Consider the following 21,954-nt stretch of genomic DNA (forward strand, 5'->3'; position numbering starts at 1 on the left):
GTTGCTTGTGCAACCCGGAGGTGCGCGGTGTCGTCCTTCCTGGCTACAGTGGACTTCTAGACTCGGATTGACGCAGCACGGTAGTTCAGTTGTTCATACGGGGGAGGACAGCGGGCATGGAAGCCTATATGGGCGGAATGGCGTCCGGGATGCGGGCGCAGGCTGTCAAGTACAGCGCCGACTCCATGGAGACCTTCAGGAAGCAGGTCGAGGGGCTCATCGAGCAGCTCCAGGGCTCGACCGCCGGACCCGGGCAGCTGAAGGCCGACCCGGTGACCCGCACCCAGTTCGGCGGCGGCGGCTCGGCCTGGGGCGAGGCCCAGGGTGCCTACGCGGCGTACGACGGAACCCTCTCGCGCCTGGTGGAACTCTCCGGCCTGCTCAACGACTGTCTGGAAGGTCTGGGGATCGCGGTCGTCGCCTCGAAGAACGGCTTCGAGGAGATGGATGACGACGTCAAGCGCAAGATGATCAACATCCACCAGCGGACCTTCGAGGCCAAGGAGAAGGCGGACAGGGAAGCGGGCCGCGGAGCGCCGGAGAGCGCCGGCGACCAGACGGCCAAGGGCGACGCGTCCTTGCAGTAGGCGGACGCGGACGGAATTTCGGGGACACGGGGAAGAGGCGAGGGATGAGCGGCGGAACCAACTTCCGTGGCATGACCCATCAGCAGATGTTGGCGTGGCTCGACGAGGCCAGCAGCTTCTACGTCGGTGATGCGGCGCAGCGGCTCAAGTCGGTTGCGGTGCAGCTGGAGAAGGTCGCCACCGAACTGAGCACCAGCATGCAGCGCATGGACTGGGAGGGTGAGGCGGAGAAGGCGTTCGTCGAGTGGGCCACCAACGTGGCCAACTCGACGAAGGCGCTCGCTGACTACAGCGAGAAGGGGGCCCTCTGGATGCAGGAGAACTCCGTGGCCATCGCCTCGGCTCAGAGCGCCATGCCCCGGTACACGTCCCACGCGTCCGCCAAGGAGAACCTCGAAGCGGCGCTGAAGTACCGCAACGATCCCGACTCGCGGTACATCGCCGGCCAGGCTCGCTCCTCGATGGCCGAGAGCGAGGAGCTCGCGGCCATCGAGGCCAAGGAAGCGGCGAACAAGGAGGCGGCGGCCAGGGAGATGGACCGCCTCTCGAACGCGTACCAGTGGTCGGCCTTCCACATGGGCAACAACGTCCCGCCGACGTTTCCGCCGCCGCCGGGGGCGTTCGTGCCGAGCGACCGTGGCCTTCGGAGCGGAGACGACTCCTACATCGGCTCCAGTCCGCAGGGCGAGCGCTCCACTGGTACGGACACGACTTCGGGCACGCGTACCTCCCCCTCGCAGCCGGACACCCGGACCACGCCCGACACGCAGATCGTGCTGCCGTCCCAGGACAAGACCGGGCCGACGCACGTCGTCCGTCCCGATGTCCCCGACGTCCGACCCGACGTGCCCGTGGACCTCGGCATCGACAGCGTCGACACCAAGACGCCGCCGACCACGCCGCCCGGTCCCACGACGCAGACCCCGGGCACCCCGCCGCCGCTCACCAAGCCGGACGGTGCCGCGCCTCCGTTCGTGCCCACGACCGGCCTGCCCCGGCTCCCCTCGAAGAGTGGCCCGGGGGTGCCGCCTCCCACCGGTCCCGTCACCGGCGGCACGCGCAACCCGATGAACAACACCGGCCCGCGCGGCCTTCCGACGGGCCCCGGCCCGCTGGGCGGTCCCCGCGAGGGCATCAGCGGCGGCAAGGCCGTGCCCAACACGCAGGGGCGTCCCCAGACCGGGCTCCCGCGCAGCACGGTCATCGGCACCGAGCCGGGCCGCAACAGCACGGGCATGGGCCGCGGTCCCATGGGCGGCGGAGGTATGAGCGGCCCGATGGGCGGCGGCATGGGCGGACAGCAAGGCATTGCCGGCGGACGTCGCCTTGCCGGAGAGACCGGCGGCATCGTCGGCGGCAAGGCGCAGCGCGCCAGTGCCACCGGCGGCGGTGCGCGTCCCTTCACGCCCGGTGGCTCCGGCCTCGTGCGCGGAGGCTCCACGCAGCCCGGCGACCGCGAGGAGACGAACGGAGAGCGTCCCGACTACCTGGTCGAGGACGAGGAGACCTGGCAGCAGGGGCGCCGCGTGGCGCCGCCCGTCATCGACTGATCAGCGCGAGGAAGCAGATGCGTACCAGCAGTATTCGTCGGAGCCGTGCCCGAGTCGCCGCCTCGGCCGCCTTGGGGATGCTGCTGGTGGGCATCGCTTCCGTCCCTGCCCAGGCAGCGGGTGTCCGAGACCGGCAGTGGCACCTCGACACCATGGGAGCTGAGAAGATCTGGCAGCTCAGCACGGGCGAGGGCGTCACGGTCGCAGTGATCGACTCCGGTGTGGAGAAGGCCAACCCGGACCTTCGGGGGCGAGTCCTGGAGGGCAAGGACTTTGCGTCGCCCGCGGAGTCCGGAAACCAGTTCACCGACTACTCCGGGCACGGCACGGGCATGGCCGGTCTCATCGCGGGCACCGGCGAACGTGATGGTGGCAACGGGGCCTTCGGGTTGGCTCCCGGAGTCAAGATCCTTCCGCTGCGTGTTCCCGGGCTGGAGGGGGGCGACGTGAGCATGGACCAGGCCAGCGAGGACTTCAACCGGACTGTTCCCCAGGCGATCACGTATGCGGCTGATGCAGGCGCCAAGGTCATCAATGTCTCCCTGGGAAACAGGAAGGGTTCACCGGCCCTCACCGACGCGGTGAAGTACGCCCTCGACAAGGGGGCTCTCGTCTTCGCCTCCGTCGGCAACACCGGCGACAAGGGCAACGCCGTGGAGTACCCGGGGGCTACTCCCGGCGTCGTCGGCGTGGGTGCGGTCGATCAGAAGCTCACCCGTATCCCGACGTCCCAGCACGGGCGGCAGGTCGACATCGTGGCCCCTGGTAAGGACATGGTGCACGCCTGCGGCGGTGGCACGGGCGTCTGCAAGTCCTCCGGTACCAGTGACGCCACCGCCCTCGCCTCCGCCGCCGCCGCGCTGGTCTGGTCGAAGCACCCCGACTGGACCAACAACCAGGTCCTGAAGGTCATGCTCAACACCATCGCCGGTCCTGTCGGGGGCGACAAGCGCAGCGACTTCATCGGGTACGGGGCCATCCGTCCGCTCCGAATGCTGAAGACGCCCGGCGACCCGGGTCCGGCTGATGTCCGGCCCATCGAGGACCTTGCCGAGGCCGAGCCCGCGACCGCCACGCCGTCCGGCCCCGGAACCCCGACCTCGACCGACCCCGGTCCGGTGGAGACCACCGTCGCTCCTGCTCCCGCCCCGCAGGCCGCGGCCGACGAGGGCGGCAACACCGGCCTCTGGATCGGCCTCGGGATCGGCGCGGTCGTGCTGGTCGGTGCCGCGATCGCCGTGCCCGTGCTGCGTTCGCGTCGGAGCTGAGTCCGGCCTGGTCGTGGGCTCACGTGCCGAAGACCGGCATGGCCGCGATCCTTCCGCCGCGGGCGACGAAGACGCGATGGGCGTCACTCACGAGCTGGTAGGGGCCCGTGCGCTGCATCTTCATGGTGAACAGGCGGTCGCCGGTGGTCTTGTTGACCACCGTGACGGAGCTGTCGTCCGCCTCCGGGAGCCAGACAGTCGCCCCTTCCACCGCGGGTGCGGTGATGGTGCTGCCCGGGTGGTCCATGATCTGCGTCCAATCCGCGCGCGCGTACTGGCTTTCGGGCACGGCACGGTAGAGGCCGGCCCTGTACCCGTTGACCGCGACGACGGATTCGCCGTCGGCGGTCGGATTGCCCCAGCCCACTTCCCGTCCGGGGACACCGCGCGTCTCCTCCTCCCAGAGGAAGTTGCCGGTATCGAGGCGCCTGGCCATCAGATTGAGGCCGCCGACGTACACGGTGTTGCCGCTGATCGAGGGGGCCTGGCCGTGGGTGCCCTGGTCGTCGACCTCCCAGACGGTCTCGCTGGTGGCGGTGTCGAGGACGGCGACGTGTCCGTCCCTGCCGTGGACCACGAGCCGCTTCCCGCCGGCGGCTGCCTTTGCGGGACCGGCGGCGGACCGGGGGGACGTCATGGGGCGGGTCCAGGTGGTGGCGAGCGTCCAGGCGTCGACGGCGCGCAGCTTGTTGTCCTTCGTCACCAGGTAGACGTGGGTGTCGTCGGCGGCGAGGACGTCGCCGACGTCGCTGCCCGTCTGCCAGACGGGGGCGCCGGTGGAGGCGACGAAGGCGTGCAGGACGCCGGCGCGGTCGGCGCCTACGACGAGGCGGTCGGCGACGGAGACGTAACCGGCGGCCGCGTCGATCTCCTCGGCCCGCCAGCGCTCCTTTCCGTCCGTGACGGAGAGGGCGAGCAGCCCGCCCGTCTTCGCCTGCATCAGCACCACGTCCCTCACGGGAAGAAGCGTCCTGCCCTCGGGGGCGGCGACGTCGAGAGGGCCCCACAGCGCCTTCGGGGCCTCGTTCGGCGTGCTGTCGATGACCGAGATGAAAGCGGCCTCGGGAGTCGCCACGGCCGGGGGCACGTCGGCGGTCGGGGACTTCGCTCCGTCCCGGCCCAGCCACCAGGCCCCTGCCCCGCCGCCCGCGCCCAGCACGGCCACGCCCACCGCCGCCGCGGTGAGGAAACGACGCCGGGACGGTGCGGAGGGTACGGCGGTCTCCGCGGGTGCCGAGAGGCGCTTCGTGGCCGTCTCGCGCCGCTTGATGTCCTCCGCGAGCGGGCCCTTGCGCCAGGCGCGGTCGGCGCCCTTCGGCGGGGCGAAGGCCTCCGCGACCTGCGGAGGCTGCGGGCGGTACGCCGGGTCCTTCGCCAGGCACGGCCCGATCAGCTCCTGCAGCTCCGGCGGGACCAGGCTCAGATCGGGAGTCCCGTGCACGACCTCGTACTGGACGGCCGGCACGTGCGCGCCGTCGAAGGCGCGCCGCCCGCTCGCCGCGTACGCGAGGACCGCGCCGAGCGAGAAGACGTCCGAGGGCGGTCCGACCCGCTGTCCGAGGACCTGCTCGGGAGCCCCGTATCCCGGAGTGACCGGGATCTGGCCCGTCGTCGTCAGCGTGAGGCCGTGCTCGGGGCGGGCGATGCCGAAGTCGATGATCCGCGGGCCGGTGGAGGTGAGCACGATGTTCGCCGGCTTGAGGTCGCGGTGGATCAGACCGGCCGCGTGGATGTCGTGCAGGGTGCGGGCGAGCTGGGCGGCCAGGGCCCGGACTGTCGGCCCGTCCATCGGCCCGTACGCCCGGACCGCCTCGCCGAGCGTCGGCCCGGCGAGGAACTCCGCGGCGATCCACGGCCGTCCGCCCTCGGTCTGCGCCCCGAGGACCCGGGCCACGCCTTTGCTGGTGACGGCCCGCGCCATGTCGGCCTCGCGGACGAAGCGCTGGGCCAGGTGCTGGTCGTGGGCGAGTTCGGGGCGGAGGACCTTGACGGCGGCGGGCGTTCCGTCGCCGTCCCGGCCGACGTACACCTTGCCCATGCCGCCCTCGCCGAGGACGCCGAGGAGTCGGTACGGGCCGAGCCGGAGCGGGTCGCCGGTGGCGAGGGGCTGAGTGGTCACGTGAGCTTCCAGGTCGGTGGGAAGGGCGGGACGGTGATACGTGGATCAGGCGAAGGGCGGACGGTGACAGGTGGATCAGGTGGATCAGGCGGAGGGGGGACGGTGGCAGGTGGATCAGGCGAACGGGATGGCTACGACGGACGACGCCCCGGCCCCGAAGATCCGGGTGCGCGCCTTGTCGACGACGTACCGGCTGGCATCCGTCGAGAACACCCAGGCCGACCTGTGGGTCGTCCGGTCGATCGCGCTCAGACCGCCCCGGACGGGCGCGTACACGTACTTCGTCCCGACCACCGGGACCATGAAGAGCTCCGGGGTCAGGCTGCGGCCCGAGGCGGCTTCCTCCCAGCGCTTGTCGCCCTTGTCGGCGCCGACGACCACGAGTCCGCGGCCGGATTCGTTCACGTGGACGAGGCCGTCGGCGACGGCCGGCATCCCGTGGAAGGAGCCCTCGCCGTACTCCCAGGCAGTGCCGCCGTCGGTGAGGCGCAGCGCCCGCAGGCGGTCGCCGCCGAGGTAGAGGTGCCGGTCGTCGGTCGCGAGCTGGCCGGGCCTGAAGTTCTGGGACTCCTTCATGGGAAGGGACCGCTGCCACAGTTTCCTTCCGGTGCGCACGTCCCTGGCCTGAACGACGAAGGACTCCAGGTCGCCGCTGTTCTTGCCGAGGACCAGCCGGTCACCGACGACCCGGGACAGCCAGGGGCGGACGCCGTCCCACTCGTAGGGGTGGCGCCATGCCTCCTTCCCCGTGCGGAGATCGACGGCGATCAGGTGCCAGCCGCTCTCCCGCTCCTCCAGGGTGTCCGACTGCCTGCCGAGCCGTGAGTCGGCGAAGAGCCGTCCGCCGGAGGCGGTGAGGAGCTTCGTGCCGAACTGCGAACCTTCGAAGCCCTTGAGCTCGATCGTCCGGGCGGCCTCCTCACCGGTGCGGGGTGCGAGCGTCCGGATGCGCAGGATGCCCGGACCGTCGTTGGGGCCGTCGGACGTGTAGAAGTACGTGCCGTCCGTGGTGACCTGTTGGGGCTCCATCACCATCGACTCGGTCCACAGCTCGGCGCCGTTCCGCGGGTCGAGGGCGCGGAAGGAGACGGTCTCGGCGAACCCGACGACGTCCCCGGCGACCAGCTGCGTCGTGCTCTCCTCGCGGTCGAGGGACTCTTTCCGCCAGAGAGGCGCGGGCGCACCGTCCGAGGCCGTCGTGGCGGGGATCGCGGTGGGGCCGGCGGGAGCGGGGGCGCCGGTGGAGGGCGTGTCGGTGTCCCGCGACCCCAGCCACGCCCACAGCCCGCCCCCCGCTCCCGCCACCCCGAGCAGCGCCGCGCCGCCCGTCGAGAACAGCCGTCGGCGGGAGATCGGTGTACTGGGGACGGTCTCCGCCGCCGTCGACCCCGTCGGGGCCGGCAGGCGGTGGGGGGCGTGGAGCCAGACGTCCGTGGCTCGGCGGGCGATGTCGGTGAGGAGCAGCGGCGGCAGGTGGTCGGCGAACTCGCCGTGGCCGTCGTGGAGTTGGTCGATCAGGGTGGTGGTCGTGGGGCGGGCCGCCGGGTCCTTCGACAGGCAGGCCGTCAGGAGGGGGAGCAGTGCTTCCGGGACGCCGGTGAGGTCGGGGTCGGCGTAGCGGACGCGGTACAGGAGGTCGGCGGCGGAGCCCGTGCCGAAGGGGCCGTGGCCGGTCGCGGCGAAGACGAGGACGCCCGCGAGCGCGAACACGTCTCCCGCGGGCGGGTGTTCCTGCCCGCTCGCCTGCTCCGGCGACATGAACGCGGGTGTGCCGGCCGCCGCCCCCGTGCGCGTCAGATGGTCGTCGCCGGCCGCTCGCGCGATGCCGAAGTCGATGATCTTCGGGCCGTACGCCGTGACGAGGACGTTCGAGGGCTTCAGGTCGCGGTGGACCACGTCCGAGGAGTGCAGCTGCGCCAGCGCCCCGGCGAGCGCCGCGCCGAGGGCGCGGACCGTCGGCTCGGGGAGCGGGCCGCCGAGTGCGACCGCGTCGTCGAGCGGCGGCCCGAGGACGTACTCGGTGGCCAGCCACGGCGTCTCGGCCAGTGGGTCGGCGTCGACGACGGCCGCGCCGTGGCGCGCGCCGATGATCCGTGCCGCGTCCGTCTCCAGCCGGAATCGGGCCCGGAATGCGGGGTCGGTGGCGAGCCGCGCGTGCACGGTCTTCAGGGCGACGGTACGACCGCCGGGGGTGCGCGCCAGATAGACCGTGCCCATGCCGCCGGAACCGAGGCGGGCGATGAGCCGGTACGTGGCGACCGCGGCCGGGTCGTCGTGGGTCAGGGGCGACAGCATGGATGAGGTCCGTCAGGTCCGGGGGAGGGCGGGAAGGGGGACTCGGGAGGTGTGGGGCGTTCGGGGAGGGCGGGGAGGGGGAGTCGGGAGGCCTGGGGCGTGGGGCGTGGGGCGCGGGGCGCGGGGCGCGGGGCGTTCGGGGCTTTCAGGTCCTTGCCGGTTCCGGGAGTTCGGCCGCGAGGAGTTCCGAGGACTGGCGGGCCAGCGCCGCCACCACCCGGCCCGGCAGCCAGCCCGGCGCCAGGAGCGAACCGGCCGAGTTCAGGACCGTCCCGTGCGTCGTCGGCGGGGCGAGGGCGGTCATCAGGGCGGCCACCGTGGGCCGGTCGGCCGGGTCGCGGGCCAGGCAGGAGGCGATCGCCGGGCGCAGGGCGGCCGGGAGTTCGTCCCGCTCGGGCACGGTGTGCCCGGTGGCGGCGTACGCGAGGACCGCGCCGAGCGCGAAGACGTCGCCCGGCGGGCGCGGGCGGCCTCCCGCGGCCTGTTCGGGGGCGAGGGCCCCCGGGTCGAGGCCGGGCAGTCCGGTGCGCGGCTCGCCGTCGGCCGAGGCGGCCCGTACGGCGCCGAAGCAGGTCAGCCGGGGGCCGTCCGCGGTGAGCAGGACGGCGGCCGGGGACAGCCCGGCGTGGGTGAGGCCCTGGCCGTGCGCGGCTGCCAGCGCCTCGGCGAGGGTGGCGCCGACGGCCCGGACGGTGGCCTCGGGCAGCGGGCCGCCGTGGACGGCGAGCGCCACGGGCAGCGGGAGGGCCGGAACGTACGGGCTGGCGTACCAGGGGGCTTCCCCCGGCCCGGCGACGGCCGTCACCGGCGCGATCCAGGGGCCGAGGAGGAAGCGGGCGGCGTCGGCCTCCGCGGCGAACCGGGCGGGATCGGCGTCGGGCAGCGGGGTGCTGAGCAGCACGGTCTGCTCGCCGTCCTCGGTGCGGGCCACGAACCGGCGGCAGGGCAGGGCCGTCCGGGGCGGATCGAGGCGGGTGATCAGCCGGTACGGGCCGATCCGCCGCGCGGATTCCTGCCGAGCCGATTCCTGCCGCGCGGATTCGCGCTGTGTGCGCGGCTGTTCCACCGTTCCCGCCCCCCGTCGTCCGTGCGCCCGTGGTGACGGGGCGGGACGAGCCTATCGAGGCGGGGTGAGGCAAGAGGGGGAGGGGCGTGCGCGGGAGGGGCGTGCGCGGGAGGGGCGGCGGGGGCGGGCCACGCGGTGAGTCGGCCCCGGGGAGTCCGGGCTCCGGCACTGTGGCCGCAGCCACGGTGGTCACAGCGGCCGCCGCGCTCCGCGGTGGCCGGTCGCTCAGTCCTCCGCCGTCTCCGCCGTCTCCGTCGGCTCCGTCGTCGTCGCTGTCTCCGCCGTCTCCGTCGTCGTCGCCGGGGCCGGCTGCGACAGGAGTACCACCGTCGCGGGGGTGATCAGGGCCGCGAGCGATCGTGCCCCAGGCCCTCGACCCGGAGGCCGCCGATCTGGAAGAGTTCATTGGAGACCGTGATCGGAATCGAACCGACGTAACTCGCTTTGCAGGCGAGCCCCTCAACCACTCGGGCACACGGTCGTGTTGTGCGACGAGTACGACCGTAGGCGGGGGTCGGGAGGGGCTCAAGGGGTTTCGGGGTCGTGCCATACGAGTGCAATGGCGCTGCCACACCGCGTTCACAGTCGTACGTCCAAGGGCTGAGTCCGTCCGGGACTCCTGACAGGGGTCATTTGCTGCTTCACCTCTTACTCTGGGGGAATGAGCGCCCTCGAACCCCGCGACGCCGAGGCGGACACGGACATACCCGCCGACGCCGCCCGCATCGCCGACACCGCCCTCGCCAAGGGGTCCGTCCTCGATCCGGCCCACCGGGCGCTCAGCATCGGCATGGTCTCCGTCGTCCTGCTCATCGCCTTCGAGGCGACCGCCGTCGGCACCGCCATGCCCGTGGCCGCCCGCGAGCTGAACGGCATCCCCCTCTACGCCTTCGCCTTCTCCGCCTACTTCACCACCAGCCTCTTCGCCATGGTCCTGGCCGGCCAGTGGTCCGACCGGCTCGGGCCGCTCGCGCCGCTCACCGCCGGCATCAGCTCCTTCGCCGCCGGACTGCTGCTCTCCGGGACCGCCGGCAGCATGTGGCTGTTCATCCTCGGGCGGGCCGTCCAGGGCCTCGGCGGAGGGCTCGTCATCGTCGCCCTCTACGTGGTCGTCGGCCGGGCCTACGCCGAGCACCTCAGACCCGCGATCATGGCCGCGTTCGCCGCGAGCTGGGTCGTCCCCTCCGTCGTCGGACCGCTCGCCGCCGGAACGATCACCGAGCACCTCGGCTGGCGCTGGGTCTTCGTCGGCATCCCCGTCCTCGTCGTCTTCCCGCTGGCCCTCGCCCTCCCCGCGATACGCCGTACCGCCTCGGGGCCCGCCGACCCGACCGCGCCCGTCGCGCCCTGGGACCGGCGCCGGATCCGGCTCGCGCTCGGCATCTCGGCGGGCGCGGCGCTCCTCCAGTACGCCGGCCAGGAGCTGCGCTGGCTCTCCCTGCTGCCGGCCGCGGTGGGAGCCGCGTTCCTCGTGCCCGCGGTCCGGGGGCTCCTTCCGCACGGCACCTACCGGGCGGCCCGCGGCCTGCCGTCCGTCGTCCTGCTCCGCGGCATCGCCGCGGGCGCGTTCATCGCGGCCGAGTCCTTCGTGCCGCTGATGCTGGTCACCCAGCGGGGCCTCAGCCCCACCCTCGCCGGCTTCTCCCTCGCCGCGGGCGGCCTCACCTGGGCGCTCGGCTCCTGGATCCAGGCCCGGCCGTGGACGGAGCCGTACCGGGAGCGGCTCGTCGTCCTCGGCATGATCCTGGTCGCGATCGCCATCGCGGCGGCGCCCAGCGTGCTCATCACGGCCGTGCCGGTGTGGGTGCTCGCGGCGGCCTGGGGTCTCGGCTGCCTCGGCATGGGGGCCGTGATCGCCTCGACGAGCGTGCTGCTCATGAAGCTGTCGGCGCCCGAGGAGGTCGGTGCGAACTCGGCCGCCCTCCAGATCTCCGACGGCCTCTCCAACGTCCTGCTCCTCGCCGCGGGCGGCGCGGCCTTCGCCGCGCTCGGCGGCGGCGCGGTCGGCCACGCCGTCACCTCGTCCGCGTCCACGGGCTCCCACCCGGGGGCCTTCGCGGCGGTCTTCCTGCCGATGGCGGGGGTGGCGGCGGTGGGGGCGTGGGTCGCTACGCGGCTGCACGCGGCGCCGGCCCGGGCCTGACGTTGCCTGGTACCACTTTGACCCCATCGAGTGGTACCGTTTTGGTATGGCAATGAACGTGCGTCTTCGCGACGACCAGACCGAGGCACTCAAGCTGCGCGCCGAGCAGGAGGGCACGAGCATGCACGCGATACTGCTCCAGGCCGTCGACGACTACCTCGCCCGGACCGCCCAGCAGGCGATCGTGCGGAAGACCGCCATGGAACAGGCGGCCAAGTGGCACGAGCTGATGGAGCGGCTCAAGTGACCTGTGTCTATCTCTCCGCCGAGGACGTCCTGGCTGTCGCCGAACACGCGGTGGACGACCAGGCCGTCGTCGTACGAGACGCGGGACTGCTCGAATCGGCGGTGCACCGGCCGTCCGCCGCGATGTTCGGCGAGGAGGCGTACCCCGACCTCCTCGACAAGGCAGCCGCACTGCTCCAGTCGCTCGCGATCAACCATCCCTTTCTCGACGGCAACAAGCGCACGGCCTGGCTGTCCTGCGTCACCTTCCTCGCCATGAACGGCGTCCAACTCCGCCCCGACATCGACGCGGCGGAGCGCCTGGTCATCTCCGTGGCGACCGGTGAGACCGACGAGGTGAAGGTGATCTCCCACGGGCTGCGCGAGCTGATCGCCGCCGACGTGAGCTGAATCGCAACCAGCCCCCACCCGCCCCGTTTCGTACGACGTTCCGGCCGGGCCGCCGGTAAGGTGGCCCGGTTGTCATATCTGGACGAGCGTCGAACCCGGAGATCGTGACTACTACCACCACCTCCTCCCATCACCTTTCTCCCGCCTTCCCGGGACGGGCCCCTTGGGGTACCGCCGGCAAGCTGCGTGCCTGGCAGCAGGGCGCCATGGAGAGATACCTCCAGGAGCAGCCCCGAGACTTCCTCGCCGTCGCCACACCCGGCGCCGGCAAGACCACCTTCGCCCTGACCCTCGCCTCATGGCTGCTGCACCACCACGTCGTGCAGCAGATCACCGTCGTCGCACCCACCGAGCACCTCAAGAAGCAGTGGGCCGCCGCCGCCGCGCGGATAGGGATCAAGCTGGACCCCGACTACAGCGCCGGGCCGCTCAGCAAGGAGTACGACGGCGTCGCGATCACCTACGCGGGTGTCGGCGTCCGGCCCATGCTCCACCGCAACCGCTGCGAGCAGCGCAAGACCCTCGTCATCCTCGACGAGATCCACCACGCCGGAGACTCCAAGTCCTGGGGCGAGGCCTGCCTGGAGGCGTTCGAGCCCGCCACGCGGCGCCTCGCGCTGACCGGCACCCCGTTCCGTTCCGACACCAACCCCATCCCCTTCGTCACGTACGAGGAGGGGAACGACGGCATCCGGCGGTCCTCCGCCGACTACACCTACGGCTACGGCAACGCCCTCGGCGACGGCGTCGTCCGGCCCGTCATCTTCCTCTCCTACAGCGGCAACATGCGCTGGCGCACCAAGGCCGGCGACGAGATCGCCGCCCGTCTCGGCGAGCCGATGACGAAGGACGCCGTCTCGCAGGCCTGGCGCACCGCGCTCGACGCGAAGGGCGACTGGATGCCGAACGTGCTCCGGGCCGCCGACCAGCGACTCACCGAGGTCCGCAAGTCCATCCCCGACGCGGGCGGCCTGGTGATCGCCAGTGACCAGGACTCGGCCCGCTCGTACGCCAAGCTGATCCGCGAGATCACCGGCACCAAGGCCACCGTCGTCCTTTCCGACGACACCGGCGCCTCGAACCGCATCGACGAGTTCAGCGAGAGCAACGACCGCTGGATGGTCGCCGTCCGTATGGTGTCCGAGGGCGTCGACGTGCCCCGCCTCTCCGTCGGCGTGTACGCGACGACGATCTCGACCCCCCTCTTCTTCGCGCAGGCCGTCGGCCGTTTCGTGCGTTCACGCAGGCGCGGCGAGACCGCCTCCGTGTTCCTTCCCACGATCCCCAGCCTCCTCGGCTTCGCCAACGAGATGGAGGTCGAGCGCGACCACGTCCTCGACAAGCCCAAGAAGCAGGGCGAGGAGGACCCGTACGCCGAGTCCGAGAAGGAACTCGCCGAGGCGGAGCGGCAGCAGGACGAGGACACCGGCGAGCAGGACATGCTGCCCTTCGAGGCGCTGGAGTCCGACGCCGTCTTCGACCGCGTCCTCTACAACAGCGCCGAGTTCGGCATGCAGGCCCACCCCGGCAGCGCCGAGGAGCAGGACTACCTCGGCATCCCGGGCCTCCTCGAACCCGACCAGGTCCAGCTGCTCCTCCAGAAGCGCCAGGCCCGGCAGATCGCGCACAGCCGCAAGAAGCCGGACGAGGAGGCGGACCTGCTCGAACTGCCCGCCGAGCGGCGCCCTGTCGTTTCCCACAAGGAGCTCCTGGAGCTGCGCAAGCAGCTCAACACGATGGTCGGCGCGTACGTCCACCAGACCGGCAAGCCCCACGGTGTGATCCACACGGAGCTCCGCCGGGTCTGCGGCGGACCGCCGAGCGCGGAGGCCACCGCCGGCCAGATCCGGGAACGGATCAAGAAGGTGCAGGAGTGGGCCACCCGGATGCGGTGACTCCCGCCCCTGCGCGGTGGGCCACCCGGATGCGGTGACCCGTCGGAGGAACAGCTGAGGCCCGTACGACGGCGTTCGTACGGGCCTCACTCGTCCCGCGGCGGCGGAACCGGTGAAGGAACCGCGTCGGGACCGGCGCCGGAGACCGGCCCCCACGGTCGGCCTCCGGGCCCTTCCACGCTACGTGCACGACAAAGCCGATCTTGTCCGCCAAAGTCCCGCGTACGACCGACGAAGGTCCCGAACCGTCTCTATTCGCTCGTCGACGCCCGGATTCTGGACGAGGTCTTCCGCTGAGCGGAGCGGGTCGCTACTGTCCCGGCTCAAAAGCAATCGCCCCGTGGCAGCGCCGCCGCGGAGCGCAGCCGGTGTACCCCTTCCTGCCGGCGGCCTCTGACGTGCGTCGCCGACGGGACCGGTGACGCAACCCCGTGAGAGCCCGCCGCCACTCACTCCGAAGGAGAGGGCGTCGTGACCGCGGAGACCTCCCAGACGCTCGACCGGGGACTCAGAGTCCTCAAACTGCTCGCCGACACCGACCACGGCCTGACCGTCACCGAGTTGTCCAACAAACTCGGTGTCAACCGGACCGTCGTCTACCGTCTGCTCGCCACCCTCGAGCAGCACGCCCTCGTCCGCCGTGACCTCGGCGGGCGCGCCCGCGTCGGCCTCGGCGTGCTCCGGCTCGGCCGCCAGGTCCACCCCCTCGTGCGGGAGGCCGCGCTGCCCGCGCTGCGCTCGCTCGCCGAGGACATCGGGGCGACGGCCCATCTGACGCTGGTCGACGGCGCGGAGGCACTCGCGGTCGCGGTCGTCGAACCGACCTGGACCGACTACCACGTCGCCTACCGGGCCGGCTTCCGTCACCCGCTCGACCGGGGCGCGGCCGGCCGCGCCATCCTCGCCGCCCGCCAGGGCGGCCTGATCGAACCGGGCTTCACACTCACCCACGGCGAGCTGGAGGCGGGCGCGAGCGGTGCGGCCGCGCCGCTCGTCGGCGTGACGGGCGTGGAGGGCAGCGTCGGAGTCGTGATGCTCGCGGACGCGGTGCCGGAGCGGGTCGGGCCGAGAGTGGTGGACGCGGCACGCGAGGTCGCCGACGCGTTGCGCTAGAGCGCGCGGCGACCGGGGTGGGGCTCTGCCGTCCCGGGCCTAGGCCTCGGTGCCCGGACGGTGCGCCGGAGGTGCGGCGCTGTCGTGGGGTGTGCGTACGCCCACGACCAGGGCGCCCAGAGGGGTCTGTTCGTGGTGGACCGAGCGGCCCGTGCGGGTCGTCGTGATCAGGCCCGCCGCCCGCAGGGCCGTCGCATGGGCCGAGGCCGTCGCGTTGCTGACGCCCGTGCGGCGGGCCAGCTCCGTGGTCGTGCGGGGTTCCGTCATGGCCCGGAGGACTTCGGTCCTCGTGCGGCCCAGGGCCGCCGCCAGGTCCCCGTCCCGGGTGTCCGGGGCGGGCGGAAGGCCTCCGCCCGCCGGGTACGTGAGGACCACCGGGCGGTCCGGCAGGTCCTGGATCAGCGGGCCGCCCCTCCAGTGGAAGGTCGGCAGCAGGACCAGGCCCCGGCCGTCGAGGCGGACCTCATGGGCCTCACGGGCCTCACCGATCTCAGGGGCCGTCGGCCACGCCCAGACGCCGTCCCGTAGCCGTGAGCCCGGGGCGACCGCCGCCAGGGCGGCGGCCAGGCCCTGCTCGGCCACCGTCAGCGCATAGCGGGTGAACTCCGCCCGGTGCAGGTCCTGGACCAGCGGCCACACCGGCGCGAGGACCGTCTCGTACGCCGCCCGCTGGGCCCGGTCGAGCATGCCCCAGGACTCGGCGTCCCCGTCGTGCAGGGCCCGGATCCAGGTCGGGACGCGGCCCTGTCCCGCGTACACCCGTGCCAGCTCGGACCGTACGAACTCCGGCCGCGCCGAACGGATCAGCGCGAAGCCCTCCTCCCGCGTCCCGCCGAGGACGTCGAGGAAGCGCGGGGCCGCCCCGCCCGGCACCAGCTCCGCGAGCGGTTCGGCCGCGCCCGGCAGGGCCCGCAGCAGCCTGCCCCGCCAGCGGCCGAAGAGCAGCCCCTCGTGCGGGGCGCCCAGCATCAGCAGGGCCGCGTGCAGTTCGGGCACGGGGGAGGGGCGGGGCGCGAACCGTACCCGGGTCGTGTCGTCCGCCGTGAAATGGATGTGGAGCACCGCACCGACCCCCGTTCGCCGCCAGCCTTTCGGGCAGGGCCTCAACCTTCGCGCCGGCGTCCCCACCACTCCCAGGATGACGCCCATGACACCTGATCACCTGCTCGTCGACCACTCTCCCGCCCGCCGTACCGTCGCCAAGGGGGCCCTCGCCGCGGCCGCCGCCCTGCTGCTCGGCCCTCCCGCGGCCGCCTCCGCCGCCACCCCGGGGAGCCTCGTCCTCCGGCTGCCCGCGCCCACCGGCCCCCACGCCGTCGGCGCCACCGTCCGGCATCTCGTCGACCCCACCCGCAACGACCCGTGGGTGCCCGCCATCGGTGTACGGGAGCTGATGGTCACCGTGTTCCGGCCGATCGCCTCCGGCCGGGGTCTTCCGCGTCTCCCACAGCTCACCCGCGATGCCGCCGAGGTGTTCACCGTCCTCGCCCCGCTGGTCCGCCCGCACCTGCCGGCCACCGGGGTCGACTGGGCGGCCACCCTCACCCACGCCCGGACCGGCGGCGCCCCGCCGCTGCCCGGCCGGCGTCCGGTGTTGCTGTACAGCCCCGGCGGCGGGGACTCCCGCGCCCTGGGCAGCTCCCTCGCGATCGATCTCGCCTCGTACGGCTGGACCGTCGTCACCGTCGACCACCCCGGCGACGCGTCCGAGGTGGAGTTCCCCGACGAACGGCCGGAACGCGACCGGATCCGGACCACCGTCCTCCGCCCCGACCTCGACGCCGTGACCTTCCGCACCATGATCGACACCCGGGTCGCCGACCTCCGCTTCGTCCTCGACGCGCTCGGCCTCGACCGGGTCGGGCTCTACGGGCACTCCGCCGGCGGCACCGCCGTCGCCCAGGCGCTCCACGAGGACCCGAGAGTGGCCGCCGCCGTGAACCTGGAGGGGTACCTGGACCGGATGGACGGCGCACTCCTCCCCCTCGCCCGGGAGGGGACGGACCGGCCGCTGCTCCTCGCCGGCACCGACGGCTTCCGCGACGCGCGCCTCGACCGCTCCTGGTCGGCGCTGCTCTCCCACGGCGGACCCGTCGCCCGCCGGCAGCTCGCCGACAGCGGCCACTGGGTCTTCACCGACTACGCGGCCCTGGTGCCCCAGCTCCGGGCCGCCGGTCTGACGACCGCCGCCGGGCGCGCCGAGATGGTCGGCACCGTCGACCCCCGGGTATCGGTGCCCGCCGTCCGGAAGCTCGTCCGGTCCTTCTTCGCCCGCCACCTGCCCGCGCCCGGGGCCCGCCACCTGCCCGTGCCCGGAGCCGTGCCCAGAGCCGTGCCTGGAGCCGCGCCCAGGGCCGTGCCTGGAGCCGTGCCCAGGGCCGTGCCCGGAGCCGTGCCCAGGGCCGTGCGCAGGTCCGCGCCCCCGGCCCGGTGGGGGTGGTCGTCCCAGTAGATTGGGGGCGTGCTCTCCAGTCTCTCCCGTCCCAAGGCGCTCGCGGTCTGCGCGCTGCCCCTCGTCGCGCTCTTCGCCGTCGTCGGGCTCGCGCCGTTGCCCTATGCCATCGCGCAGCCCGGTACGACCGCCGACGTGCTCGGCAAGGACAAGGGGCAGGAGGTCATCACGATCACCGGAGCCCCGGTCCGGCCCTCCGAGGGTCAGCTGCGGATGACGACGATCGTCGCGACCGGGCCGTCCACGGACGTGGACCTCGGGGACGTGGCCGACGCCTGGTTCCGTACGGACCGGGCCGTCCTGCCGCGCGACTCCGTCTATCCCCCGGGGAAGTCCGACGCCGAGGTCGAGAAGCACAACCTCGGTCAGATGAAGCAGTCGCAGGACGCGGCCACGCTCGCCGCCCTCGACTACCTCGACAAGGACCCCGAGAAGGTGAAGGTGACCCTGCACCTCGCCGACATCGGCGGCCCCAGCGCCGGGCTGCTCTTCTCCCTCGGCATCGTCGAGAAGCTCGACGGCGACGGTGCCGGCGGTGACCTCACCGGCGGCCGGATCATCGCCGGTACGGGGACGATCGGCGCGGACGGCTCGGTCGGCGCCGTCGGCGGGGTCTCGCTGAAGACCCAGGCCGCCGCGCGTGACGGGGCCACCGTCTTCCTCGTGCCGAAGGCCGAGTGCTCGGACGCCGAGGCCGAGCTGCCGAAGGGGCTGCGGCTCGTCCCCGTCACCGCGCTCAGCGACGCGGTGGCGTCTCTGAAGGCCCTGGAGCAGGGGCAGGAGTCGAAGGTTCCGGTCTGCTGACCGGTTTGCCACCGGAAGACGTGCCGTCCTCGGGCGGGCGCTCGGGCGGGCGCTCCGGCGGCGGGGAGTCCATGGCCCGCCAGGCCGGGAAGACCAGCGGCGAGAGCGTGGCGAGAAGGTAGAGCCCGCCGATTCCCAGCAGCGTCGCCGTCAGACCGGCGCGCTCGACGAGGAAGCCCGCCGTCAGGCCGCCCAGCGGGGTCGTCAGCAGCACCCCCGCGGTGCTCGCGCCCATGACCCGGCTGCGCAGGGCGTCGGGGACCTGCTCGTACATCACCGTGGTCAGGATCGGGTTGACGACGCCGAGGCCGAATCCGGCCGCCGCGAGCGTCACGAGCAGGGGCGCGGTGGTGTCGGTGAGCGCGGCCACCACGTACGGCGGGGCGCCGCCGAGCAGGAAGCCAGCCGTGAAGACGGCCCGGCGCGGGAAGCGCTGCCCGACCGCCCCGTAGACCAGGGCGCCGGCCAGGGCGCAGCCGCCGAAGACCGACACGAGCAGGCCCTGGGTGGCCGGACCGCCCAGCTCCTGGCGCGCGTGGACCGGAAGGAGCACCGAACTCCAGCTCTGGCTCAGGCCGTTGGTGACCATCACCATGACCGTGATGCCGAGCAGCAGCCGCGCGCGGAACAGGAAGGCGTACCCCTCGCGCAGATCGGCCCGGTAGCGGGCCGGGGAGAGCCGGGGGCCGTCCCGCACCGGCTCCGCCGAGGGCACCCCGCGCAGGCCCGCGGTGACGAGCAGCGCGGAGAGGCCGAAGGTCGCCGCGTCGAGGACCAGGACCGTGTCGGCGCCCATGAACGCCACGAGGAGTCCGGCGATCGCGGCGCCCGTCATCCAGGCGCCGCGCGCCACGGCGTCGTACAGGCTGGCCGCCCGGGGGAGTGGGGTCCCGGCGCGCCGGGCGAGATCGGGGACCAGGACGTGCCGGGCCATCTCCCCGGGCGCGTGGAAGAGGCCGGTGACGGCCATCAGCGCGCACAGCATCCAGAACCGCAGGAGTCCGGCGCTGTTGAGCAGCGGGATCGCGGTGAGCGCGAGCGCGCAGACCAGGTCGGAGGCGATGCTGACCCGGCGGCGGCCGATCCGGTCGACGACCGGGCCGCCGACGATCGCGGAGACGAGGACGGGCAGGGCCGCGCAGAAGGCGACGATGCCGGCCTTGCCGGGGCTTCCCGTGGTGTCGAGGGCGAACCACGGGACGCCGATGAGCGTGAGTGAATTCCCTGTGATGGATACGGCGTTGGCGGTGAGGACGGTCGCGAGGGGGACCCGGTCCCGCTTCGTCGTGCCCGCCTCGTCTCCCCCCGGCGTGGTCATCCGGCCTCGTCTCCCCCGTGCGTGGTCATGCGGTCAGGGTGGCCGGGCGACGGTCCGGTGTGACCAGGCGCAGACCCAGCTCGACGAGCCGCCAGCCGAGCCGGACGCGAAGGGCGGGGGCGGATGCGGGGGCGGGGGCGGGGGCGCGCGCGGGGCGGCGGCGCCGGGCGGCGGCCTCGCGGTGGAGCTCCGCGGCGGTCAGCGCGTGCATCCGGAGGTGAATGTCGGCGTGCATGACTCCGTGGTTCCTTCCGTCAGTTCTCGCGCTGCGGGAAAGCGTGCAGATGGATCCGTACGCGCTCGGCGTCCGGCGCGTCGGCCTCCTCGATGTCCCGGTACGACTCGATGAGGGCGTGCATCTTCTCGTCGAGCTCGCGGAGCTTCTCGGGGGGCAGGCGCAGGGTGAAGTCGCTCATGTCGGAGATGCCGAGCCACGTCTGGTCCCAGTCGTGCCGGGTGCCGAGGAAGGTGCTCAGCTCCTGCGTGTGGATGGTCGCGATCTCGTGGACGTAGACGTCGAGGGCGCCGCGGACCTCCGGGTCCGGGTTCTCGTAGAGCGATGCGTCGACCCTCGTGCCCTGCTGGCCGGCCTTCCACCACCGCTCGCGCCCTTTGCCCCGTGTCGGGTCGTCCTCGACGAAGCCGTGGGCCGCGAGCTGGCGCAGGTGGTAGCTGGTCGCGCCGCTGGACTCGCCCAGCTGCTCGGCCAGTTGGGAGGCAGTGGCGGGGCCGTGCCGGCGCAGGGCGCGCAGCAGCCGGATGCGGAGGGGGTGGGCGAGTCCGCGCAGGGAGCGCGGGTCCAGCTGGCGGCTCAGGTGTTCCTCTGGCTCGGACATGTTCACAGCGTAGAGTTGCAAAGGACTGGTTGCAATAGTCTTTTTGCAACCAGTCCTTTGCAACTGTCTCCTTCAGTCGGCTCCGTCACTCGCGTGCCGCCTGCTCCACCAGCGGGATGATCCGCAGCGGCACCGGGTTCTCCATCACGATCGCCGTCGACGCCCGCATGATCCCCTCGAACGCCACCACCCTGTCGATCACCCGCTGGAGGTCGGCGTTGGAGCGGGCGACGAGGCGGCAGAGCATGTCGCCGTGGCCCGTCGTCGTGTGCAGTTCGAGGACCTCCGGCACCGTCGCCAGGTGCTCCCGTACGTCCGCTCCCTGCCCCTGCTTGATCTCCAGCGTCGCGAACGCCGTCACCGGATAGCCCAGCGCCGCCGGGTCCACCTGCGGTCCGAAGCCCCTGATCACCCCGCTCGCCTGGAGCCGGTCGAGCCGCGCCTGCACCGTGCCCCGCGCCACCCCGAGCCGCCGCGAGGCCTCCAGGACCCCGATGCGCGGCTCGCGCGCGAGAAGCGTGATCAGCCGGCCGTCCAAATGATCGATCGCCACAGTGGTCTCCCCATGGTCAGGATGTACAAGTCGCACGGCCATACTCGCTGGTCGCTGTGCAACATGACCAGCAGATCAGCGAACTCTTGCGCACCTTGCAGAACGGCGGGACATTGCTGCCATGACTGAGACCATCGATCACACCCCCTCCACCGCGCGGCAGGCCGATCCCTTCCCCGTGAAGGGAATGGACGCGGTCGTCTTCGCCGTCGGCAACGCCAAGCAGGCCGCGCACTACTACTCCACGGCCTTCGGCATGAAGCTCGTCGCCTACTCCGGGCCGGAGAACGGCACGCGCGAAACCGCCAGCTACGTCCTCACCAACGGCGCCGCCCGGTTCGTGTTCACCTCCGTCATCAAGGTCGCCACCGACCGGGGCCGCTTCCTCGCCGACCACGTCGCCGAGCACGGCGACGGCGTCGTCGACCTGGCCATCGAGGTGCCGGACGCCCGCGCCGCGTACGCCTACGCCGTCGAGCACGGCGCCACCGGCCTCACCGAGCCGTACGAGCTCAAGGACGAGCACGGCACCGTCGTCCTCGCCGCCATCGCCACGTACGGCAAGACCCGCCACACCCTCGTCGAGCGCTCCGGCTACGACGGCCCCTACCTGCCGGGCTTCGTCGCCGCCAACCCGATCGTCGAGCCGCCGGCCAAGCGCACCTTCCAGGCCATCGACCACTGCGTCGGCAACGTCGAGCTCGGCAAGATGAACGACTGGGTCGGCTTCTACAACAAGGTCATGGGCTTCACGAACATGAAGGAGTTCGTGGGCGACGACATCGCGACCGAGTACTCGGCGCTGATGTCGAAGGTCGTCGCGGACGGCAGCCTGAAGGTGAAGTTCCCGATCAACGAGCCGGCGATCGCGAAGAAGAAGTCGCAGATCGACGAGTACCTGGAGTTCTACGGCGGCGCGGGCGTCCAGCACATCGCGCTGGCCACGAACGACATCGTCGCGACCGTGCGCGCGATGCGGGCCGCCGGTGTCTCCTTCCTCGACACCCCCGACTCGTACTACGACACGCTCGGCGAGTGGGCCGGCGAGACGCGTGTGCCCGTGGAGACCCTGCGCGAGCTGAAGATCCTCGTCGACCGCGACGAGGACGGCTACCTGCTGCAGATCTTCACGAAGCCGGTCCAGGACCGGCCGACGGTCTTCTTCGAGATGATCGAGCGGCACGGGTCGATGGGCTTCGGCAAGGGCAACTTCAAGGCGCTGTTCGAGGCGATCGAGCGCGAGCAGGAGAAGCGCGGCAACCTGTAGCCGCCGCCCGTTGTGGGCAATCGTTCCCCCCCCCCGGACGAAGTCTGGGGGA

Annotated in this window: 19 protein-coding genes and 1 tRNA gene; 11 read left to right on the plus strand and 9 right to left on the minus strand. The window is 72.5% G+C overall.

The window, feature by feature from the left end; genetic code table 11:
* Window positions 1-116 precede the first annotated feature (116 nt).
* From N5875_RS24175 to mycP, 3 genes are all read left to right on the plus strand, one after another.
* On the plus strand, window positions 117-587 hold the full coding sequence (locus N5875_RS24175) for a hypothetical protein (RefSeq protein WP_318210052.1): 471 nt from the start codon (window positions 117-119) through the stop codon (window positions 585-587).
* 71 nt (window positions 588-658) lie between these two features.
* Window positions 659-2,137, plus strand: coding sequence for a hypothetical protein (locus N5875_RS24180; RefSeq protein ID WP_318210051.1), 1,479 nt, complete (start codon window positions 659-661; stop codon window positions 2,135-2,137).
* A gap of 152 nt (window positions 2,138-2,289) precedes the next feature.
* Window positions 2,290-3,405, plus strand: coding sequence for a type VII secretion-associated serine protease mycosin (gene mycP, locus N5875_RS24185; RefSeq protein WP_318210050.1), 1,116 nt, complete (start codon window positions 2,290-2,292; stop codon window positions 3,403-3,405).
* Window positions 3,406-3,424: 19 nt separating this feature from the next.
* Here mycP and N5875_RS24190 read toward each other — a convergent pair whose 3' ends face one another.
* The 4 genes from N5875_RS24190 to N5875_RS24205 all read right to left on the minus strand — a co-directional run bounded on the left by N5875_RS24190 (window position 3,425) and on the right by N5875_RS24205 (window position 9,366).
* Window positions 3,425-5,524, minus strand: a complete 2,100-nt coding sequence (locus N5875_RS24190; RefSeq protein ID WP_338495918.1) for a serine/threonine-protein kinase — start codon at window positions 5,522-5,524, stop codon at window positions 3,425-3,427.
* Window positions 5,525-5,638: 114 nt separating this feature from the next.
* Window positions 5,639-7,819, minus strand: coding sequence for a PQQ-binding-like beta-propeller repeat protein (locus tag N5875_RS24195; protein ID WP_318210048.1), 2,181 nt, complete (start codon window positions 7,817-7,819; stop codon window positions 5,639-5,641).
* A 145-nt stretch (window positions 7,820-7,964) separates the two neighbouring features.
* Window positions 7,965-8,885 (minus strand): serine/threonine protein kinase, encoded by a 921-nt coding sequence (locus N5875_RS24200; RefSeq protein ID WP_338495920.1) that lies wholly within the window; start codon window positions 8,883-8,885, stop codon window positions 7,965-7,967.
* 406 nt (window positions 8,886-9,291) lie between these two features.
* Window positions 9,292-9,366: transfer RNA gene (locus N5875_RS24205), tRNA-Cys, on the minus strand.
* Window positions 9,367-9,546: 180 nt separating this feature from the next.
* Between N5875_RS24205 and N5875_RS24210 the strand changes: the two genes are divergently transcribed.
* From N5875_RS24210 to N5875_RS24230, 5 genes are all read left to right on the plus strand, one after another.
* Entirely contained in the window at window positions 9,547-11,028 is a 1,482-nt protein-coding gene (locus N5875_RS24210; protein WP_318210046.1) for an MFS transporter, read from the plus strand.
* Window positions 11,029-11,074: 46 nt separating this feature from the next.
* Window positions 11,075-11,275 (plus strand): ribbon-helix-helix protein, CopG family, encoded by a 201-nt coding sequence (locus tag N5875_RS24215; RefSeq protein WP_318210045.1) that lies wholly within the window; start codon window positions 11,075-11,077, stop codon window positions 11,273-11,275.
* Window positions 11,272-11,664, plus strand: a complete 393-nt coding sequence (locus N5875_RS24220; RefSeq protein ID WP_318210044.1) for a type II toxin-antitoxin system death-on-curing family toxin — start codon at window positions 11,272-11,274, stop codon at window positions 11,662-11,664. Before N5875_RS24215 ends, N5875_RS24220 begins: the two co-directional genes overlap by 4 nt.
* A 101-nt stretch (window positions 11,665-11,765) precedes the next feature.
* On the plus strand, window positions 11,766-13,559 hold the full coding sequence (locus N5875_RS24225; protein WP_318210199.1) for a DEAD/DEAH box helicase: 1,794 nt from the start codon (window positions 11,766-11,768) through the stop codon (window positions 13,557-13,559).
* Window positions 13,560-14,030: 471 nt separating this feature from the next.
* Window positions 14,031-14,672 (plus strand): helix-turn-helix domain-containing protein, encoded by a 642-nt coding sequence (locus N5875_RS24230; RefSeq protein ID WP_015033894.1) that lies wholly within the window; start codon window positions 14,031-14,033, stop codon window positions 14,670-14,672.
* A 39-nt stretch (window positions 14,673-14,711) separates the two neighbouring features.
* On the opposite strand, the gene N5875_RS24235 is transcribed toward N5875_RS24230, so the two are convergent.
* Window positions 14,712-15,734 (minus strand): winged helix-turn-helix domain-containing protein, encoded by a 1,023-nt coding sequence (locus tag N5875_RS24235; protein WP_318210043.1) that lies wholly within the window; start codon window positions 15,732-15,734, stop codon window positions 14,712-14,714.
* 85 nt (window positions 15,735-15,819) lie between these two features.
* Between N5875_RS24235 and N5875_RS24240 the strand changes: the two genes are divergently transcribed.
* Together N5875_RS24240 and N5875_RS24245 are read left to right on the plus strand one after the other, a co-directional pair.
* Complete coding sequence (locus N5875_RS24240) at window positions 15,820-17,124, plus strand: alpha/beta fold hydrolase (RefSeq protein ID WP_318210042.1); 1,305 nt, start codon at window positions 15,820-15,822, stop codon at window positions 17,122-17,124.
* A 9-nt stretch (window positions 17,125-17,133) separates the two neighbouring features.
* A complete protein-coding gene (locus N5875_RS24245; protein ID WP_318210041.1) occupies window positions 17,134-17,928 on the plus strand; it encodes a S16 family serine protease in 795 nt (264 codons plus the stop codon).
* Here N5875_RS24245 and N5875_RS24250 read toward each other — a convergent pair.
* The 4 genes from N5875_RS24250 to N5875_RS24265 all read right to left on the minus strand — a co-directional run bounded on the left by N5875_RS24250 (window position 17,861) and on the right by N5875_RS24265 (window position 20,635).
* Entirely contained in the window at window positions 17,861-19,246 is a 1,386-nt protein-coding gene (locus tag N5875_RS24250) for an MFS transporter (RefSeq protein ID WP_318210040.1), read from the minus strand. The genes N5875_RS24245 and N5875_RS24250 overlap by 68 nt on opposite strands.
* Before the next feature lie 25 nt (window positions 19,247-19,271).
* Window positions 19,272-19,481 carry a hypothetical protein gene (locus N5875_RS24255; protein WP_338495926.1) on the minus strand — a complete coding sequence of 70 codons (210 nt, stop codon included), beginning with the start codon at window positions 19,479-19,481 and terminating at the stop codon, window positions 19,272-19,274.
* A 19-nt stretch (window positions 19,482-19,500) separates the two neighbouring features.
* On the minus strand, window positions 19,501-20,082 hold the full coding sequence (locus tag N5875_RS24260) for a winged helix-turn-helix domain-containing protein (protein WP_338495928.1): 582 nt from the start codon (window positions 20,080-20,082) through the stop codon (window positions 19,501-19,503).
* Between the two features lie 85 nt (window positions 20,083-20,167).
* Window positions 20,168-20,635, minus strand: a complete 468-nt coding sequence (locus tag N5875_RS24265; RefSeq protein ID WP_338495931.1) for an Lrp/AsnC family transcriptional regulator — start codon at window positions 20,633-20,635, stop codon at window positions 20,168-20,170.
* A gap of 121 nt (window positions 20,636-20,756) precedes the next feature.
* On the opposite strand from N5875_RS24265, the gene hppD reads away from it, so the two are divergent.
* Window positions 20,757-21,902: a 4-hydroxyphenylpyruvate dioxygenase gene (gene hppD, locus N5875_RS24270; RefSeq protein WP_338495934.1), complete on the plus strand. Its 1,146-nt coding sequence runs from the start codon at window positions 20,757-20,759 to the stop codon at window positions 21,900-21,902.
* The last annotated feature ends 52 nt before the right edge of the window (window positions 21,903-21,954 follow it).

It is taken from the genome of Streptomyces sp. SJL17-4, assembly GCF_036826855.1.
GTDB lineage: Bacteria > Actinomycetota > Actinomycetes > Streptomycetales > Streptomycetaceae > Streptomyces.

Coding starts and splice junctions, on each gene's coding strand:
- N5875_RS24175 (WP_318210052.1), top strand. CDS start 117: ATGGAAGCCTATATGGGCGGAATGGCGTCCGGGATGCGGGCGCAGGCT.
- N5875_RS24180 (WP_318210051.1), top strand. CDS start 659: ATGACCCATCAGCAGATGTTGGCGTGGCTCGACGAGGCCAGCAGCTTC.
- mycP (WP_318210050.1), top strand. CDS start 2,290: ATGGGAGCTGAGAAGATCTGGCAGCTCAGCACGGGCGAGGGCGTCACG.
- N5875_RS24195 (WP_318210048.1), bottom strand. CDS start 7,819: ATGCTGTCGCCCCTGACCCACGACGACCCGGCCGCGGTCGCCACGTAC.
- N5875_RS24210 (WP_318210046.1), top strand. CDS start 9,547: ATGAGCGCCCTCGAACCCCGCGACGCCGAGGCGGACACGGACATACCC.
- N5875_RS24215 (WP_318210045.1), top strand. CDS start 11,075: ATGGCAATGAACGTGCGTCTTCGCGACGACCAGACCGAGGCACTCAAG.
- N5875_RS24240 (WP_318210042.1), top strand. CDS start 15,820: ATGACACCTGATCACCTGCTCGTCGACCACTCTCCCGCCCGCCGTACC.
- N5875_RS24250 (WP_318210040.1), bottom strand. CDS start 19,246: ATGACCACGCCGGGGGGAGACGAGGCGGGCACGACGAAGCGGGACCGG.
- N5875_RS24255 (WP_338495926.1), bottom strand. CDS start 19,481: ATGCACGCCGACATTCACCTCCGGATGCACGCGCTGACCGCCGCGGAG.
- N5875_RS24260 (WP_338495928.1), bottom strand. CDS start 20,082: ATGTCCGAGCCAGAGGAACACCTGAGCCGCCAGCTGGACCCGCGCTCC.
- hppD (WP_338495934.1), top strand. CDS start 20,757: ATGACTGAGACCATCGATCACACCCCCTCCACCGCGCGGCAGGCCGAT.